Source organism: Paenibacillus macquariensis, assembly GCF_900156375.1.
In the GTDB taxonomy this organism is placed as follows: Bacteria; Bacillota; Bacilli; order Paenibacillales; family Paenibacillaceae; genus Paenibacillus_AQ; species Paenibacillus_AQ macquariensis.
Genome location: NZ_FTNK01000002.1, coordinates 112,384 through 131,463, shown reverse-complemented (window position 1 = coordinate 131,463; position 19,080 = coordinate 112,384). Strand labels below are relative to the sequence as shown.

Below are 19,080 nucleotides of genomic sequence, written 5' to 3'. Positions count from 1 at the left end.
CCTCCTATTAAAGTCTAACTTCAGATCGAATACTAGATGTAAGTTTTAGTGATATAATCTTCCCAATCTCAGTAAGTGGTCCAGGTTGACATAGATCTTTATGTCGACAAGCGATATCATGTCTTTCAATCTTTCCTTCAATAAAGGGCTCCCACATTTCCGGCTCTATAGGATCGAACCAATCCGGTATAATCGTCGAATGGAAGAATAGAAGATCTCCCTTAAATCGTTTGGGAACAAATTCACCTAGTATTCGCACAGAGTTCTCATAGGTTTCTTTAAGATTCATAATAATAGCTTCATCAAGGCTAGCTAAAGCACTACCGTCACTACGAAGAATTTCGATAGCCCTTGCTATATCGAGCGGCCCATCACCAATCGTGTCCGGATCGTATCCACCTAAAGCCAATAGTGCGACCAATGCTTCTTCTTCGTCTGGTTCTCCTCGTATTGGCAAGTAATGGCTTGGGAAAGCATCCAACATAGCTAGGAAAGATACCTCTTCCCCTTCTGCTTGCAGTTGCACAGCCATCGCTTGGGCTACATTACCTCCTAAAGACCACCCCAGCAACTGATACGGTCCTTTTGGTTGTATCGATCGGATATGTTCTATATAATCGATTGTCATCTCCTCAAGTGTCCTCGGAAATGCCTCAGACTGTGCAATCCCACGTGCCTGCAACCCATAGATTGGATGATCCATACTGAGATGCTTCATCAATCCTGCATAACACCAACTAAGCCCTCCCGCAGGATGAATACAGAATAACGGGATCTGATCTCCATGTGTTCTAAGCGGAAGCAATACCTGAAGTGCACTACTATGCCCTTCTTCCATATCGAGCTTCTCAGCAAGTGTTGCCACAGTAGGTGCTTCAAATAGGATACCGATACCTGGATCTCGACCCAACGCCTCACGAATACGACTCATGAGACGTACTGCTAATAATGAATGACCTCCTAACTCGAAGAATCCATCATCAATGCCTACTCGCTTCAGTCCAAGAACCTCAGCAAATAATTCGCATAGCACTTCCTCCTGTGGTGTTCTAGGTCCACGTCCATCAAGAACTATGGAGAAGTCTGGGGCTGGTAAAGCTTTTCGATCTAACTTACCGTTCGGAGTAAGTGGCAAAACATCCATACTTATGATTGCAGATGGGACCATGTAATCAGGAAGGATAGCTCCAACATATCTGCGTAGCTCAACCGCATCCGTTGCAGTCCCTAGAGCTGGGACAACATATGCTACAAGACGTTTGTCTCCAGGCTGATCCTCACGAACCACTACCCCTACTTGTTCTATTTCGGGATGCCTACCAAGGACGGCCTCAATCTCTCCTGGCTCAATACGGAACCCTCGAATCTTCACTTGTTGGTCCGCACGTCCCAGATAATCAAGCGTGCCATCACTTAACCGTTTAGCAAGATCTCCGGTACGATACATTCTTGTTCCTGGAAGACCATATGGATCAGCTACAAATCGCTCGGCGGTAAGTCCCGGTCTCTGCCAGTACCCTCTCGCTAATCCTTGCCCAGCAACATACATTTCTCCTGTAACTCCTGTCGGAACAGGCTGTAATGCATCATCCAATACATACACTCGGAGATCTGGAATCGATTGACCGATGAGGCTACTCCCTCGATGTAGAGCACTATCTACGTTCAACTCCATGTAACTGACATGTACCGTTGTCTCGGTAATGCCATACATGTTGATCAGTCTCGGAGCGTCGTCACTATGGCGGTCATACCAATCATCCAATCGACCGAGCTCTAACGCCTCACCACCGAAGATAACATATCGTAATGAGAGTTCCTGTCCCAAGGTAGGATTCTCTCGATCTGCTTGCATCAGTTGATAAAAGGCAGATGGCGTCTGATTCAGGACCGTCACTTTCTCCTGTGTAAGAAGCTCTAGGAAATCTCCCGGTGATCTACTTATCGTATGAGGAACAATAACAAGTCGTCCACCATGTAAGAGAGGTCCCCATAACTCCCACACGGAGAAGTCGAAAGCATAGGAATGGAATAACGTCCACACATCCTCAGAACCAAAATCAAACCATGGCATAGTAGACTCAAAAAGTCGGACTACATTGTGATGAGGAATGACGACTCCCTTTGGTTTCCCTGTTGATCCTGAAGTATAAATCATATATGCCGGACTAAGTGGAGATAACCCTCCTCTTCGGTTAGCGCCGCTTGGATTGATAGAAGCGTATTGTCGTAGTCGTTCCACAGTTGCCGTATCATCCAGTACAATAATCGGAAGACCACCGACAATAGATGTTCTAGAATCAACTTCAACATTTGTAATCATCATAACCGGCGCTGCATCCTCAAGCATATATGTGAGTCTGTCACTCGGATAGTCTGGGTCTAAAGGCAAATAGGCGGCTCCTGCTTTCAAAACAGCTAGAATTCCAATGACCATATCCAATGACCTAGGTAACGCTAAGGCCACCATCTGTTCAGGCGCAACTCCCTCTTCAATAAGCAGGTACGCAAGCTGGTTCGCACGAATGTTCAACTCTTCGTAGCTAAGAGTTATACCATCAAAGACGAGAGCTACAGCCTCTCCATTCTTAGCACTTTGTGCCTCGAATAGCTCTGGCAGACTGACTTGTGGTGACTGTACTGAATCTGCGCTCATTTCCATCATTATACTTTGACGCTCTGCGGACGATAGAATATCAAATTGCCCGATGGCCTTATTCGGTTCATCCACCACAGCTTTCAACAACTGTAAGAATCGAGTAGCCATGACTTCTACCGTACTGCGTTCGAACAAATCTGTGCTGAATTCCAGTAACCCTTCCAGTCCATCAGGTGTGCCATCCGATTTACGACGTTCATTACACTCCAGCGTAAGATCGAACTTGGCCGTACCCACAGCTTCAATCTGAAGTCTACTTGCCACACCGGGGAAATCTAACATTGCATCTGATGTATTCTGTAACACTAACATGATTTGAAACAGTGGATGTCTGGATCTCGATCTCACAGGATTAAGCACTTCAACCAAACGCTCGAAAGGCAACTCTTGATGTTCATACGCAGCGAGATTCACATCACGAACTCTCGTAAGTAGTTCTCGGAAGCTAGGATCGCCAGATGTATCTGTACGTAAGACTAAGGTATTAATAAACAATCCAACTAGCCCATTTACTGCATCGTCACTCCGTCCTGCAATTGGACAGCCTATGGGAATATCGTTACCTGCACCAAGTCGCGTGAGAAGAGCAGCAAGTGCGGACTGTAACACCATGAACACGCTTGATCTGCTGTCACGGGCAATTTCTAATAGTTGAACGTGCAGCTGCGGACTAATCTGAAATGGAACTACTCCTCCTTGATAACTTGCGGCTGAAGGCCTTGGGTAATCCGTTGGTAACTCTAATTGATCTGGTAGATGTTCAAGGTTCTTCGTCCAGAACTCAAGTTGTGTGGCAATAAGACTATCCGAATCATGTTCATTTCCCAAAAGAGTATCTTGCCAAATCGCATAGTCTGCATATTGTACGGGCATCCGTGACCAGGCGGGAGCTTCACCAACACATCGTGCAACGTATGCATCGGAAAGATCTCGTGATAATGGAATCAATGACCAACCGTCACCCGCAATATGATGCAAGAGAAGTAATAACACATAATCATCCGGACCAAGTATAAACAATTGCGCACGGATCGATGGCTCTGATGACAACTCGAAGCTATAGCGAATGGCCTCCGTAAGCGTCTCATCAAACGAAACTTCACTTGTTTCTGTCCGAATTAACACAGGTCGTGCTTCCTCGATATTCAGAATCCGTTGACTCGGCGAACCCCCTGAATCAGGGAACACGGTTCTAAGCGTCTCATGTCGACTTACCACATCAACAAGAGCCTCTTCCAATGCCTCAAGGTTTAATGCTCCTGATAACCGAACAACGAGTGGAATATTATAAGTTGGGCTTGCACCTTCCATTCGGTATAGGAACCAGAGACGACGTTGCGCAAAAGAAAGCGGAACAATCTTTGGACGTATAACCGGACTTATGGCCGGTCTCGCTATTTGACCCTGATCTAATAATTTAGCAATTCCCGCAACTGTTGGGGTTTCAAAAAGACTTCCCATCCCTAATTCAACACCGAATGTATCGCGGATACGCACCATTACCCTACCTGCAAGCAAGGAATGCCCGCCTAGATGGAAGAAGTCATCATCTATCCCTACATGAGCACGGCCAAGGATCTCTGCAAACACATCACATAATATTTCTTCCTGTGGTGTTCGTGGACCGACGCCTATACTCGACGTAAGATATTCTGGCGTTGGCAAAGCCTTTTGATCAATCTTCTTGTTCGGTGTTAAAGGCATTTCTGATAATTCAACAAATACGGATGGGATCATATAATCAGGCAATTCATTGGCGACATAACACCGAAGTTCAGATGCGTCCACACTAGCAGGAGAATCTAATACAATGTAAGCAATTAACCGTTTATCCCCAGGCACATCTTCCCTAGCAACAACCGTGACTTGCTCAACGGATGGATGTCGTGAAAGTAATGCCATAATTTCTCCAAGTTCAATCCGGTATCCTCGAATCTTAATTTGGTGATCCATTCTTCCCAAGTAATCGATAGAACCATCCGTAAGATGTCTCACAAGGTCACCTGTACGATACATGCGCGTACCGGCAGGGCCGATTGGATCAGCAACGAAACGCTCCGCTGTTAGTCCGGGTCTACATAAATAGCCTCGAGCCAAGCCCGCACCAGCGATATACAATTCACCTACTGTCCCTGGAGGTACGGGCTGAAGCGATTCATCAAGCACATATACTTGCGTATTCCATACTGGCCCACCGATAGAGGGCTTAAGTGTAAGCTCACTTCCAAGAAGCGCTGCCGTAGAATAAATGGTCGTTTCTGTTGGTCCATATTGATTATTAATCTGACAACCAAGCTCTTGCAGTGCAACTTTAAGTCCGATCGGAAATGCCTCTCCACCTGTAATAATTCGGAGCCCATCGAATCTATCCGGTTTGCTTGTAACAAAGGCCTGCCATAATGTAGGGGTTGCCTGCATTATGGTTATGCCATGCTCTCTGATCCGCCTACCCAATGAGACAGGATCCATGATCATTTCTTTTGTAGCAATATCCATACTCGCGCCTGTGGCCAAAGGAAGGTACACTTCAAGCACAGATATGTCGAACGCGATCGTGGTAACGGATAACAATCGATCCTCTTCACTTAACTGGAACCGATCTTGCATCGCAATGAGTAGATTAGTCAGACTACCAAAAGTCACCATAACTCCTTTTGGCTTGCCGGTTGAGCCTGAAGTATAGATGATATATGCGGGGTTAAGAGGTGATACATCATTTATGCGATCAGCATCGATAGGATTATGGTCAGCATACTGCTTGAGTATATTTCTGGTAATTGGATCATCTATGAAGAGCTTAGGTACTATATACAGATCTGATAGATTGGTTCTAACCTGAGTATCTGTAATGACATACATTGGCCTAGCATCATCCAGCATATAAACAATTCGATCGGTTGGATAATCTGGATCTATTGGAAGATATGCCGCTCCCGCCTTATGTACAGCTAAGATAGCGACTACCATATCTATCGAACGTGACAGCACGAGTGCAACAATGCCTTCTGGTCTAACCCCTTGTGCAATCATGAGATGTGCGAGACGGTTCGCTCGTCTATTCAACTCCGCATAGCTTAAAGATTCCTCTTTAAGGAATAAGGCGATAGCATTCGGTGTTTCTACCACTCGTTCCTCAAATAAGATGTACGGAAATGTTTCTGGCACATGATGCGTGGTTTCATTCCACTTCGTCAACACTTGTTGGCGTTCCTCAATGAGAAGGTAATCGATTCGCGAGATCGGTTGGTCGATTTCAGCTACTGAAAGCTTATCTAAGAGATTTAGAAAACGTCGATGATGTGCCTCCAACTCAGCTGAGCTGTATACTGATGGATTACCATCAAAGTCGATTCGCAAGCCACTTCCATCAGATCTGTTGTATATATTGATTAATAAATCGTCTACAGGACCTGCTGAAATATTCCTTGTTGTCCCTCGATACCCATCAAAACTCAGATCATAGTCAAAAGGCATGACATTAATGACAGGTCCAAACAATCTTCGTTGATCTCCAAGCAATTTAAGGTCACGACGTAGATCTTGTTGTCTGTAACCTTGGTGTTGCTTAATTTCACGAATCTCCTGTGTAATTTGTTGTAGAAGTTCATTTAGATTCATATCCGCTCGTACGTCCAAACGAAGGGGTAACAAATTCATGACCATACCTGGAATTCGAAGTGATGCGGATCCCAACCGACACATCATAGGTAGACCGAGAATAATTTCGTTTGCTCCCGTTAACCGATGCGTATAAATGGCTGTAGCTGCAATCACCACCTCAGGCCAACTTGAGCCTGCCTGACTTGCTACGATTTGCAAACCATTCATTCCCAGAGGAGTTAGCTCCGCAGACTGTCGAATAAAGCTTCTCGCAGATCTCGACGCCTTGTTAGCAAGGCTTACCACCTCAGGTTCGTCAGCAAAGCGTGATGTCCAGAATTGACGATCCAATTCGATTTGATCTGATACAAGATACTCCGAATCTTCATCCAGAATGGATTGTAATGACCCGAAATGTCCTTTTTCAAATAAACGGTTCTGTCCTAAAGCAGTATAGATGTTAGCTACTCTTCCTGCTATTAATGAGAACCCAAAGCCATCAATGACAATATGATGAATTCGTTGATACCAATAATACCGATCAGGTGCTAGTCTAAACAAAGCTTCCGTAAACAAAGGTCCACATTTCAGATCAATCGGCTTGCTCATATTCTCATTCATCCATGCCACTGCTATTTCGTGCGGATTCTTCTCCCCACTAACGTCTATAACGTTTAAATGCCAATCGAAAGTTGGATCTATTGTCTGCCATGGCCCATCTTGATCCTCACCGAATCGAAGATGTAACGTCTGTGACTCCTTCACAACTTGCCTCAACGCAAGCTCGAACCTTTCAGGTTCTACTCGACCATGTATTTCAATCCATTCGCCAGTGTTAAAGATCGGATTATCCGGGTCAAGTTGCTGTGCGAACCATATACCAGACTGTGCTCCGGTCAAATTTAATCGAGTACATCCACCTTCAGACATGATCATAACCTCCTTTCATCCCCTCCTTCATACATTGAAATAATCGACATTTGGCAAATGGCTGTCCTCGTCTGAAGACATCAACGCCCACCAATCGGCTATCGTCGGCCGCTCAGCCAACTCTACGAAAGTAATCTCAATCCCTCTACTGCGCCACCCTTCAACTAGACTCATGATTCTAATTGAATCCAACCCCCATACGTTGATCAGATCATCATGTATTCCAATATGTTTGGGTTGCTCTTTAATGATCCAAGCTATCTCTTCACGTAATGACTCCTGTGTGATCGGTGCTTGTATTTCGGTGTCAGCTGAACTCAGGTCCCTTGCCACCTGCTTCCGATTTAGATCTTCAATCAGTTGTTGCGTCGTTATAGTAACTGCACATCGCTCGGATGCATAAGTTATTGCCATTCTGTGTTTCTCCAAAGAGAAATCTGCTACTGCATCTGCGATAAAGAAAGGTTGAATATCCTGCATGAATGCTTCACAGGAAGTTAAAAGACAGCCGATGTGGGCATAGATCCCACACACGATCAATTGATCTCGACCTTGCTGATTCATCAACTTCAGCAGGTCCGTCTTCTGAAATGCACTATATCTCCACTTCGTCAGAACAATATCCTCTTCGCCTGGCGAAAGTTCCTGTACGATTTGCTTCTGAGCTGGGCCACCATTAATACCAGACCCCCAGAAATCCTGCAGCAATCCACGTTGTTCAGGTGTCTGTCCTCCAGGTTGTGCCGAATAGATTACAGGTATTCCAAGTTCAGAAGTATACATCCGGAGTTGTTGGATGTTCGCAATAAGCTCTACAACTGGCGATTCCTGAACATCGAACGCATCCAGGAAATATTGTTGCATGTCATGAATAAGTAACACTGCTCGCTTAGGATCGATAGTCCAACTTACTTTATTTGTTGGTAGATCAGATTGTACAGGCATTGGATAGGGCGATATATTTGGAATAGCCATGTTAACTCCTCATTTCAATATTAATATAGTCACTTCATTATCATTAGGAATTCGAAAGGGAGCTTAGCTTCTGGATAATGATTTCACGAAGCGTCTTCTTACTCACTTTGCCAACTTTTGTCTTGGGGAATGTATCAATGAACTCAACTCGATCTGGTATCTTGTAAGATGCTAATCCTCGTTCTCTCAGGAAGACTTTAACCTCCGCGAATGTGAGAGATGAGTCATGTGGAATAATGAATGCACACGTACGTTCACCAAGAAATTCGTCAGGCATCGCGACCACTGCCACGTCGTGAACACCAGGGTGTGCTAAGATATGATTCTCTAATTCTTCAGCCGCTACCTTATCTCCACCTCGATTGATCTGGTCTTTGTCACGACCTTCTACGACTAGGTAGCCACTTGAGTTCAGACTTGCAAGGTCTCCCGTACGGTAAAATCCATCTGTTGTGAACGACTTAGCGTTATGTTCCTCCGCCTTATAATAGCCTCGTATCGTATAGGGTCCACGTGTCAGAAGATGGCCAACGATCCCTAACTCTACGTCATTATCCTCATCATCTACGATCCGTATCTCATCATAAGGTGACATCGGTCCTCCCTGTGTATTCACAATGATGTCTTCTGGATCATCAAGCCGAGTATAATTAACAAGTCCTTCAGCCATTCCAAATACCTGTTGAAGCGTGCATCCGAGCGTTGATCTCACACGCCTTGCTACCTCTGCACTGAGCTTCGCACCACCAACCTGCAATACTTGAAGAGAAGTTAGATTAGGACATCTTGATCCTGCTGCATCAAGCCAAATCAGGGCAACAGGTGGTACGACAGCCGTAATTGTTACCTGTTCTTTGGATATCAGTGGAAATACTTCATCCGGACTTGCACCACGAGCAAGAACAACGCGACCACCGGCATACAACGTCCCAAGAACACCAGGTGAACTTAGCGGATAATTGTGTGCAATAGGAAGTACCGCAAGATAAACCGTATTCTCATCCAAAAGGCATATCTCGGCACTCATCCGTAAACTGTATATATAATCATCATGTGTTCGAGGAATTAATTTCGGTAATCCTGTAGTCCCACCTGACAACTGTAGAAATGCTATATCGCTTGGACTTGGCTCTCGCAATTGACTTACTGGTTCTGTATACATATCGCTGAGTGAGATAAATGGGCCTGGTTTTCCTACCACAATGACATGTTGCAAGGTCGGAACATTGGCTTTCACTTGTAAGGCAAGTTCCCGATAATCGAATCCCGAATCCACATCAGCAATAATATAAGCAACCGCCTCTGAAAACTCGGATATATAGGTAATCTCTGACTTTCGATGTAAGGGTAAGGCGAACACGGGCAGTGCTCCTAAGCGAAACAAGGCGAAACAGACTTCAAGAAATTCTGGGAGGTTAGGGAGCTGTACGATGACTCGATCTTGTGCCTGAATTCCTAAGTCGTACAATCCTTGTACCAATCGATCTACTCTTGCATCTAACTCTGCATAGCTTATTCGACGTTCACCACTGACAATTGCAATCTCTTCTCCGTATGTGGTTGCGCGTTGACGTAATAGTTCGCCAAACGTTTCTCCTAACCAGCACCCATCATTCTGATACTGCTCTGCAAACGCCATAGGCCATGTGGGGCATCCTGATAACATGAATGATCACTCCCCCATCTCATCTACTTGTTGCTTCAACCCCATGGCGACAAATAACGTCTGGAATTTCGCTGAAGTCTCCGCAAGCTCAGCCTCTCCAGTCGATCCGCCCACAATTCCCGCTCCTGCGAACAGACGAAGCGAACGACCTGTAACTTCAGCACAGCGAATGGTAACCGCCCATTCACCATCCCCATTGGAATCACACCAACCTACCATTCCAGTGAAGAAACCTCGTTCAAATGTCTCAATTTCCTTAATGACTTCTCTTGCTAGATCCGTGGGTGTTCCGCAGACAGCAGGAGTAGGATGTAACGCCACTGCTAGCTCTAGAACCGAAGTCCGAATATCATCAAGCTCGCCAACAATTTCCGTCGATAAATGCCACATCGTATTGGTCTGAACAAGTGAGGGTTCATCGGGAACGACTAATGTCTTGCAATAAGGATGGAGTGCTGCTGCCACAGCAGCTACGACCACAGCATGCTCATGTCTATCCTTGGATGAAGCAAGTAATGCAACTGCCCGTCGTTCATCTTCAATTGAATCTTCACTTCGAGCAGCAGATCCTGCCAATGGGTTAGCTATGATCTGGATACCTGCCTTCTTCACCAACAATTCCGGGCTTGCACCAACCAACGTATGAGGTTCCTCATTCAACAGACTTATCCCAAAGGTATAGCCATGTGTATTGTTCTGAGCCAAATTCCGAAGTAATCCATGTGTATCCACTACCGTCGGCAACGTAATATGAATAGATCTGGATAGAACTACTTTCTGAACATCCCCTTGTGCAAGACGCAATAATACTTGATTTACGCCTTTGGCAAATTCAGCTGCTTCAGGAACCTCTTGAACCTCATAGTCAGTAATAAGTGATTTATTCACCTTTATCTCCGAATTGTGAAGTAAAGGACCTGCCCATTCCGCACTCATAGGCACAATAAGTTCGCTTGGTTTCGTATAATCAAATGGGATTGCACCTACAACAACCGAGATATCATGACCAGATTTCTTCGTGTGAGCAAGGAGTTCTGCAATACGCTCTGGCAAGTTCTCGAAGTTATTCGATTCACCATGCTCATTCGATAATAATCTAGCATGTACACCTCTTGCTAATAGCGTTCGCTCTGGTGAAGACCAAAAAAACGAAGAACCTTCTCGGTAATCTTCAAGAAGTTGTGTTGCTACTGCTGGAGCAACTTCATTTTTCAACATGGTTATCTCTCTCCTTTCAATTGGTCATTGGTCAACTTCCTAATGTGGCGCCGCCGTCAATACATAAATCTTGCATCGTAATATGCCTTGCCTGATCGGAAAGCAAGTAGAGCACTGCATCAGCAATATCCGAGGACATTGCTAATCTACCAAGTGGGATTCCCACCCGATGCGACTCGATATTACCTGCGATGACGCCTTGAGCTTCGTCATCACTGTTCCATAACGCTCGCTGCATCGCTGTATCTGTGGAACCTGGAGAAACAACATTACACCGAATATGGTTATGGGACTGCTCCAGCCCTAAGCACTTGGTGAACATCGTTGCTGCAGCCTTCGATGCGGCATAGGCTGACATATGCATTCGTGGTACCCGTGTTGCATTAGAACCTACTGTCACGATAGAGCCCGTCTGACGTAGAGCCATTCGCTTTACAACCGAGCGAGAGACATAAAAGACACCATTCGTGTTCACATTGAACGTTTCCACCCAATCTTCATCACTTAGTGATTCAATGGGATCTACTCTAAGAATGCCTGCCACGTTAACAAGAATTTCTATAGGGCCCAACTCGCGTTCGATTCGCTCCACAATGCTCTCGACAGCTGAGCTGTCACCTACGTTTACTGGATACTCCTTAGCCTGATGATCATGATTACTCAAATCTGCTACCAGTCCTTTAAGTCCTTCTACATTCAGATCTACTGCTGCAACAATAGCTCCCAACTCAGCTAATGCTCGAGCTACAGCTTCGCCAATTCCCTGTGCAGCACCAGTCACAAGAGCTACTTTACCTTTGATTCCCGTGAATCCCACTCCATCCTTCCCCTCCCTTTCTTTGCAGACCTGTATTGCCCTGTAATCTTCCCCTCATCTTCACGATCATCTATTTATCGTAGATTTCTCAGGTTTAAGCACACGACGTAAAGTTCTACTTATCAATACCGGTAATACGGATACATGACCTTCATCCTCGAACTCTTTAAATGTCAGCTTTAAACCACGATCTGAGAGCATAGAGAGACGTTCAGATAGTTCTTTCGCATGATACAGATTACGAGAGACGTGACTCTTCTCCAATTCTCCCATCCCAATCAGTACCTCAACGTTGACCACTTCCTGTTCTAAGCGCCCCACAAACTTCTGCTCTTCTTCAAAGAAGGCTTCTCTATTCCAATGAATAGATGGGCTACCGGCAATATAGTGCTGAAAGGCAGTAGGCTTAGTAAACAGTGCATATAATGTGAAAAGACCTCCAAGAGAATGACCAAATATCGTTTGTCTATTCCTGTCGATATTGAATTCATGTTCGATCTGTGGTTTCAGTTCTTCTTCTATAAAAGATAAGAACGCATGCGCTCCACCTTGTTCGGGTAAAGGAGTTCCGTCAGAATTATGCTGATATTCGAACGATGGAACTGGCGTGTAATCATAATATCGATCTGGAGCAAATGGTCGATTCGTCTGATACCCGATGCCTACAATGATTGCGGGTATTATCCCCGTCTTATCCGGTCGGTGACACTGCATTCTTAACGCCTCTACCATCGTTGTGAAAACTGAATTACCATCTAGCATATAAATGACTGGATAGCCAGAAGGTGGGGCTGCTTCGTAAGGTATTGCCACCATAATTTTATATTTACGATTTCCCACACGTGATTGCATAAACCATTGTTCGGTACGTGGGATTTCAATCCTACTTCGTGAGAAGTCTTGTATCGTCGTAATTCCATCTTGTCTATTTAAATGAATACTCATAATGACCCAACACCACCCGTTTTTTTGTGCAAAAAATCTCCCCTAAAGGCTACATGATAACGTCATCTTTCAATGTCATTTCACCTGTATACCTTTAAGGGAGAGGATAAGAAATAATTTGCAATTATTTAGTCAGTATCTTGACCGTATCATCAATAATTTTCTCATAAGCGATCAGACCACTTCCAAGCCAATACTCATCGTTCACCTCATACACATGTCCTTGCTTCACGGCAGGGATGCTCTTCCAAATAGCGCTATCCGTCATTTCCTTCAACCGCGCAGTACCTTGATCATATGCATTAATCACAAATATGTAGTCAGCATCAATTTGAGGGAGTACTTCCATCGATACATCTAGACTATTCTCATTTTCCGTCAACTTGGTCATCCCAATGCCTAGTTGTTGGTTCAAGACATATCCACACAAATATTTTCCACCCATCAAACTAACGCCTCTAGGTGCAAAGCGGATAATAGCCACCTTTTTGCCTCCAGCTGATGCAGCTATCTTTTCTTTCGCTTCATTAACTTTCTGGTCATATGCCTTCAATACTGAATCAGCTTCTGTAGATTTTCCGAGTAATTCCCCGAGCGTACCCAGTGTCTTATCCATATCTCCAGCAGCATTATTAAACACATACGTCGGTGCGATCTTAGCATATTTCTCGTACATGCCATCTTTTGCATAACTAGCTGTGTGTAGAATAATTAGATCAGGATTGTATGACATTAGCACCTCTGGCGATGGTAGCCCACCTGAGAAATCTAGCTTCGGAACATCTTTTAATTCCTCTTTCAAATACTCATGTCCCATCTTACCGTTTGACCATTGAACTACCGGTTTGACACCTAACTTAAGTAGAGAATCCTCGAGATAAGGAGCAAATACCCTCTGCGTTGTTGCTGGAATCTTCACCTCGTTACCAAGATCGTCCTTTAAAATACGTTCTGCAGCCGGTTCTACTGTTTTCTCCTCGTCCACAGGTACTGCCGTAGTTGTTGCTGCCACAGTTGTTTTCTGTGCTGTCGTGTCCACACTATTATTAGATCCACAGGCAGCAAGTAAGCTTCCTGTAAGTGCTAAGCACAGCCATACGGAAGCCCTCTTTCTCATAACCTTGTTAAGTCTGGTGTTGATGTGAAACATAATTCATTTCCTCCTATGATAATGATTATCACTGAGAATTATTATATGTCATATCCTATCGAATTCACCATGGACATAATCCTGAAATGAATTTGGACATTTTCCTGTAAATAGGAGTAAAGCTTCATCTAACATTCGAATGATCGCAACAGCTGAATATTCAAACCATGGATCAGATAGAATGTAATATACATGCCTGTTTCTTACTGCTGTCAATTGAATCCATTCTATTGAATGTTGCAGAGCTAACCAATATGTACGTGATGAAGCCTCAGGGCACACGACCAGCAGAATACGCTCTGGATTGAGCACTGCTAATTCCTCAATCGTTACAACTATGTTAGATGAAACCTCTAACCGATTAAGTATTTCGAGATTCAGATCTTGATATAACACATCCTCTAAGCCTCGATTCCAATACATATAGATGTTGGGTCCATAGATTCGCAACACTATAGTTCTGTCACTTCCTAACACTTGGCCGATGTGATCTTTAGCTGCCAGAACTTTATGATCATACTGCTCGATCCATAACTTGGCACTATCCTCCCTATCCAGAAATTGCGCAATCATCCTCAGTTGATCTCTCCATCCAACATGCTTTGTCGGGACAAAAAAGGATGGAGCAATCGCCATTAATTGATCTCTATCCTCGGGACAGAACTGATCTGTACCTATAATTACATCAGGTCGGTCTTGGGCTAACTTCCTCAAATTAGCTTCGAATTTCTTAGTAATATAAGGGTCACTAAGATCTAAGTGTGACTTAATCTTCGTACTATAAGCGTTATAGTAATAATCCGTCCATTTCGGATCCAAAGGTGCTGACATAGGTACAATATTCAGGGCAATCAATTGTCCTGTAACGGATGAGGAACATGTAGCAATGCGTTGCCTCTTATGCTTGTTATAATCCGATGGGGGCACACCCACCTCTTTCTTAAATATACGACTGAAATAAAACTCATCACTATATCCTACCTTTAAGGCGATATCTCTCAATAGCTCATCGGATTCTGTCAGATATCGCTTGGCATGATTAATTCGGATGTATGTCAAATAATTCATAGCGCTCATCCCAAATGTTCTTTTAAAAAGATCACCAAAATACTTTGGGCTAATATCCGCCATTTCTGCTAATTGTCTTATAGAAAGTGGTTCATTATAGCACTGGTTCATGTATTCTCTGATCTCAATCAGACTCTTCTTGGGATTCTGCTCCGTCGTATGTAAGCTATTGTCTGTCAGCAGTTCTTTGTCTGGAAGCATAAAGACCCTCCTTTAGATTTGTGAGTTCAGTTCATTTAAGTATTAGATAAGGAATTCTTATCGAAAATGATAATCATTATCACACTTTAAAATAGCATATCGTCTTTCCATCAGTCAATCAAATATTGGAAATACCGAATTCAATACATAATAAAAACCCGCAGAAGATTTGCTTAGGTATCAAGCAAAAACCTTCTACGGGTTCTTCATTGCAGTTATTAATATTATTTACAGCTACCCTTATCTGAGTTCATCCTACATCTTTAATACATTTGAGTATGGACTTCCTCTTTCACCATCTCAATCAATTCTCTCACACGCCTAATGCCTAGATCGCCTTCACCGCGCTTACGTACTGACACGCTATCTGAATTCCTCTCATTCTCTCCAATAATAAGCATATATGGTGATTTCTCTAGCTGTGCCTCACGGATTTTATAACCAAGTTTCTCATTGCGCACATCAATCTCTACTCGTATTCCAGCCTGTTCTAACGATTTCTTCACCTGAAAGGCAACATCATTATAGTTCTCGGACACGGACAAAATCTTGGCTTGTACCGGTGCGAGCCATATTGGAAATGCTCCACTATAGTGTTCTGTTAGAATGCCTAGGAATCTATCTATAGAACCAAATATAGCTCGATGGATAACAACAGGTCTATGCTTCTGATTGTATTCTCCCACGTATGTCAGATCGAATTTCTCTGGCATCTGGAAGTCCAATTGAACCGTGCCACATTGCCAATTTCGTTTGAGTGCATCTTGAATGTGAAAGTCTATTTTAGGTCCGTAGAATGCACCATCACCTTCATTCACACGATATTGAATGCCACGCTGATCAAGCACATTTGCCAAAGATTGTTCAGCAATATCCCACAGTTCATCCGATCCCATATAATCTTCTGGGCGAGTGGATAGCTCAATCTTATATTCGAATCCAAAGACCTTATAGATATGATCAATCAATGCAATAGCTCGACTAATCTCTTCTTCAATCTGATCCGGACGAGCAAATATGTGGGCATCATCTTGGCAAAATGTACGAACTCGCATCATCCCATTCAGTGCACCCGAATATTCGTGGCGGTGAACTTGACCAAATTCAGATAAGCGGATAGGTAGATCTCGATAGGAGTGTAGACTATTTTTAAAAATAAGCATATGCCCCGGACAATTCATTGGTTTGAGTGCAAAGGTTGTTTCGTCCACATTCGTAAAATACATATTCTCACGGTAATGCTCGTAGTGTCCGGATTGCTCCCATAGCCGATTGTTCATCATCAGCGGTGTAAATACCTCTTCATAGCCCCATTGTCTTTGTAACTCACGAGAGTATTGTTCAAGTGTGTTTCGAATCGCCATGCCCTTAGGTAGATAGAAAGGCATTCCAGGAGACTCTTCTGAGAACATGAACAATTCGAGTTCCTTACCCAGCTTACGATGATCACGTTTCTTCGCTTCCTCCAACAGGTACAGATGTTCCTCGAGATCTGCCTTTTTCGGAAAAGAAGTGCCATAGATACGCTGAAGCATTTTATTATCCGAGTTCCCGCGCCAGTATGCCCCCGCTACACTTAATAACTTAAACACTTTAATTCGTCCAGTAGATGGCAAGTGCGGTCCCCGGCATAAATCTACAAACTCCCCTTGCTCATAAATCGAAATGACTGCGTCCTCCGGCAAGTTGGCAATGAGTTCTAGCTTTAACGGCTCTTCCAATTGCACGAACATTCGGTTGGCTTCCTCTCGACTCACCTCTCGACGCAAGATAGGCAGATTCTCTTGAATGACTTTGCTCATCTCTGTCTCAATCGCAGCTAGATCATCGACAGATAAAGGTGTCTCTATATCGATATCATAATAAAATCCATCTTCGATAACAGGTCCAATTCCTAACTTCACATCTTTCGAAGGGTACAAACGTTTAATCGCTTGTGCCATGACATGTGCAGTAGTATGTCTATATATATTTAATCCTTCTGGGCTATCAAGTGTTATCAACTCGACGAGGCAATCATGCTCAATCGAGTGATTGAGATCAACGAATGTGCTGTTCGTTGTTCCAGCCACCGCATTCTTCTTCAAACCTGTACTGATTGATTCTGCTACTTCTAATATCGTGGTTCCTTGCGGATACCTCCTAACTGTTCCATCTTGCAGCTTTACGTTAATCTCATTCATCTTGATTAGCCTCCATTTCACATAAATTATTGTATTATTTATTGAACGCAAAAAAGACGCATCACATCCCACCAAGGGACGAGTGCATCTAAGCTCGTGGTTCCACCCTAATTCAACCTGTCACATACACACCCTGAGGTTATTCACCCTAACGTGTTTGTTATAAACAAGGTCCTTCATTATCATTAGTATCCTATAACGTAGATAAGACGGTGATATGTACAACCGTAGATTAACGGGTTCAACACCACAGCTACAAAGGGGTAATCTCACAACCGGTACAGTAGAAGCTTGCAGCAATCACTTCTATCTCTGGGCAGTCCGGAAAAGGAAATCATGTCTTTGATCAGAGCTAACTTATGTTCGATTGGTGGTAATTCCCAACCGATAATGTGTTCATTATAAACCCACTTGTTTAAAAAATGCAACCCGGAGCATTCTCATAATTACGATTTTAGCATCCTACGTTGTATCAAAAGACCACTAGGGCATAAGCCAGAGTGGTCCTGTGACATGGCATAATGGTTCTAAGGAAATATACACAAAGCCCCAGCCAAAATGAGTTATTTTAGAAAATAAATTTTAAATTATATACAGAATGCTTTGGTGATGATAACAAGCAAAATGAACAATACTAAAATTGCTCCTACACCTGCACCGCCAAACCCACAACTTCCAAATCCTCCTACACCGCCAACGCCACCATATCCTCCAATAACATCGCTCATCGTATTTCCCTCCTTTTCAATTGGGTACATCATACAATATGTGCAACCATGATCCGGAGAGTGGGTTAAATGGCAAGGAATTTGGGAATTTGGGAATTTGAATTATCAAACATTCACACCCTTCACTTATGACGATACCAGTAAGTATATTGCTCTTCATAGTTAAGCTTTTTATAACATTGAATGGCGGCAGTGTTATTCTTCACCACTAGCAGATAACTTTTTGTTGCTCCAATTGACTTGGCCCAATGTAAAATATGGAGTATTAATTGTTCGCCGTACCCTTTATTTCTATAGTGTCTATCCGTGACAATATCGTATAATCCTACATGATCTCCTTCAACGACACCAAGCCCACATGCTACTGGAACTGCATTAACATACACAATACAATACCCTTGTCTTAACTTAGATCCCGTTAACAACTTCCGAGTGACTGACTTCATTCGATCTGAGAGACCATTCATTTCACTCATGGTGTCGAGCCACTTATCGTTCAAGCATTCGCTGATCTCCATTTCTGTTATAGAGGGGACTTTGATATCCGTTAAGCTGTCTAATGTCTGTACACTTGAAAGGTCTAGTACACCATATCCCCGACACTCCAATACTTGATCTAATGACTCTGGTACAAAGGGAGTTATTTTAAAAATAATATCTTGACCTGCACGTGAATATATCTGTTCACAGTTCATGATTTTCCTATCCAGATTATCGTCAATTCCATGATATATCGCATTGATAGAATTCGATCTTTTCGTATATCCATCCGCGAAGCGCAATAGCCAGCCGTCTTGAATAAGTGTCTGTAATGCTGGCCAAGCGTTTAATGAATATTCTTCAATTTTTTTACTCATTTAAGCATCGCCCCCTTGTTATTTATGAATAAACATACAATATTATTAATATAAATACAATATTAGAATAAATAAAAACAGGT

At 43.4% G+C, this 19,080-nt stretch carries 11 protein-coding genes; all 11 read right to left on the bottom strand.

Annotated features, from left to right (window positions below; genetic code table 11):
* Positions 1–7 precede the first annotated feature (7 nt).
* Positions 8–7,189, bottom strand: a complete 7,182-nt coding sequence (locus BW961_RS03530; protein WP_139331525.1) for an amino acid adenylation domain-containing protein — start codon at positions 7,187–7,189, stop codon at positions 8–10.
* A 27-nt stretch (positions 7,190–7,216) separates the two neighbouring features.
* Entirely contained in the window at positions 7,217–8,164 is a 948-nt protein-coding gene (locus BW961_RS03525; protein ID WP_068580738.1) for an isochorismatase, read from the bottom strand.
* Positions 8,165–8,207: 43 nt separating this feature from the next.
* On the bottom strand, positions 8,208–9,830 hold the full coding sequence (locus BW961_RS03520) for a (2,3-dihydroxybenzoyl)adenylate synthase (protein WP_068580736.1): 1,623 nt from the start codon (positions 9,828–9,830) through the stop codon (positions 8,208–8,210).
* Between the two features lie 6 nt (positions 9,831–9,836).
* On the bottom strand, positions 9,837–11,048 hold the full coding sequence (gene dhbC, locus BW961_RS03515; RefSeq protein ID WP_068580734.1) for an isochorismate synthase DhbC: 1,212 nt from the start codon (positions 11,046–11,048) through the stop codon (positions 9,837–9,839).
* Between the two features lie 31 nt (positions 11,049–11,079).
* Positions 11,080–11,865: a 2,3-dihydro-2,3-dihydroxybenzoate dehydrogenase gene (locus BW961_RS03510; RefSeq protein ID WP_068580733.1), complete on the bottom strand. Its 786-nt coding sequence runs from the start codon at positions 11,863–11,865 to the stop codon at positions 11,080–11,082.
* Positions 11,866–11,931: 66 nt separating this feature from the next.
* On the bottom strand, positions 11,932–12,810 hold the full coding sequence (locus BW961_RS03505; protein ID WP_068580731.1) for an alpha/beta hydrolase: 879 nt from the start codon (positions 12,808–12,810) through the stop codon (positions 11,932–11,934).
* A 124-nt stretch (positions 12,811–12,934) separates the two neighbouring features.
* Positions 12,935–13,960, bottom strand: a complete 1,026-nt coding sequence (locus tag BW961_RS03500) for an ABC transporter substrate-binding protein (RefSeq protein WP_068580729.1) — start codon at positions 13,958–13,960, stop codon at positions 12,935–12,937.
* Between the two features lie 48 nt (positions 13,961–14,008).
* The gene (locus BW961_RS03495; RefSeq protein WP_068580727.1) at positions 14,009–15,229 is read right to left on the bottom strand and encodes a helix-turn-helix domain-containing protein; all 1,221 of its coding nucleotides are present in this window, start codon (positions 15,227–15,229) and stop codon (positions 14,009–14,011) included.
* Between the two features lie 263 nt (positions 15,230–15,492).
* Positions 15,493–17,412 (bottom strand): threonine--tRNA ligase, encoded by a 1,920-nt coding sequence (gene thrS, locus BW961_RS03490; RefSeq protein ID WP_068580725.1) that lies wholly within the window; start codon positions 17,410–17,412, stop codon positions 15,493–15,495.
* A gap of 587 nt (positions 17,413–17,999) precedes the next feature.
* Complete coding sequence (locus BW961_RS30300; RefSeq protein WP_169810255.1) at positions 18,000–18,140, bottom strand: hypothetical protein; 141 nt, start codon at positions 18,138–18,140, stop codon at positions 18,000–18,002.
* A gap of 122 nt (positions 18,141–18,262) precedes the next feature.
* Positions 18,263–18,997 carry a GNAT family N-acetyltransferase gene (locus BW961_RS03485; protein WP_068580723.1) on the bottom strand — a complete coding sequence of 245 codons (735 nt, stop codon included), beginning with the start codon at positions 18,995–18,997 and terminating at the stop codon, positions 18,263–18,265.
* Positions 18,998–19,080: the final 83 nt, after the last annotated feature.